This is a genomic window from Pseudomonas sp., from assembly GCF_037994325.1.
Taxonomy (GTDB): Bacteria; Pseudomonadota; Gammaproteobacteria; order Pseudomonadales; family Pseudomonadaceae; genus Aquipseudomonas.
Genome location: NZ_JBBNAH010000061.1, coordinates 1 through 1,075, shown reverse-complemented (window position 1 = coordinate 1,075; position 1,075 = coordinate 1). Strand labels below are relative to the sequence as shown.

The 1,075-nt window shown below is 62.4% G+C and carries 1 protein-coding gene; it reads left to right on the top strand.

From position 1 onward, the window contains the following. Positions 1-1,075, top strand: a 1,075-nt coding sequence (cls, locus tag AAAB16_RS01950) for a cardiolipin synthase (protein ID WP_340661816.1), incomplete at both ends; no start/stop codon positions are given.

The window sequence follows — 1,075 nt, the reverse complement described above, 5'->3', positions numbered from 1 at the left end:
ACCTTAACTGGCGCCCATGGGCCGAAGAAGCCCTGGCCGCGCAAGACACCGACGCCTACCAAACCCTGCGCGCCCTGCCCGCGCTGGGCCATATGCCGTGCCTGGCGAACAACCAGGTGCGCTTGTTGATCGACGGCAACGCCACCTTTGAAGCGATTTTCGCCGCCATCGCCAAGGCCCGGCAGGTGGTATTGGTGCAGTTTTTTATCATCCACGACGACGACCTCGGCCGCCGCCTGCAAGCCCTGCTGCTGGAGCGCGCCGCGGCGGGCGTGGCGGTGTATCTGCTGTACGACAGCATCGGCAGTCACGCGCTACCGGGTAGATATGTGCGTACGTTGCGCAACGGCGGCGTCGACGTGCGCGCCTTTAGCACCCATCGCGGCATCCTTAATCGCTTCCAGCTGAATTTTCGCAATCACCGCAAAATCGTCGTGGTCGATGGCGACTTTGGTTTTCTCGGCGGGCTTAATGTCGGCGACGAATACCTCGGCCTGAAAGCACCACTGTCGCCCTGGCGCGACACCCACTTGGAACTACGCGGGCCAGCGGTGGCCTGCTTGCAAGAGTCGTTTGCCGAAGACTGGTTTTGGGCTACCCGCCAGCTACCGCCGCTGATTCTGCCGGAGGCGTACGGCGCCGAAGGCAAACTCTGCCAGGTGCTCACCAGCGGGCCAGCCGATGCGCAGGAAACCTGCTCGCTGTTCTTTGTTGAAGCGATTAACTGCGCCCGCGAACGCCTGTGGATAACCAGCCCGTACTTTATTCCAGATGAATCGGTGTCGGCGGCCTTGCGCCTGGCGGTGCTGCGCGGCGTTGATGTGCGCATCCTGCTGCCCGCGCGCCCGGACCATCGCACCGTCTACGCCGCCTCCAGCCTGTACGCCTTTAACGCCCTGCACACCGGCGTGCGGGTGTTTCGCTACCAGCCTGGGTTTTTGCACCAGAAGGTGGTGCTGATCGACCAGAAAATGGCCGCCATCGGCAGTGCCAACCTGGACAACCGCTCCTTTCGCCTGAACTTTGAAATCATGCTGATCACCGTCGACCAGGACTTTGCCCTGGAGGTGGAGCA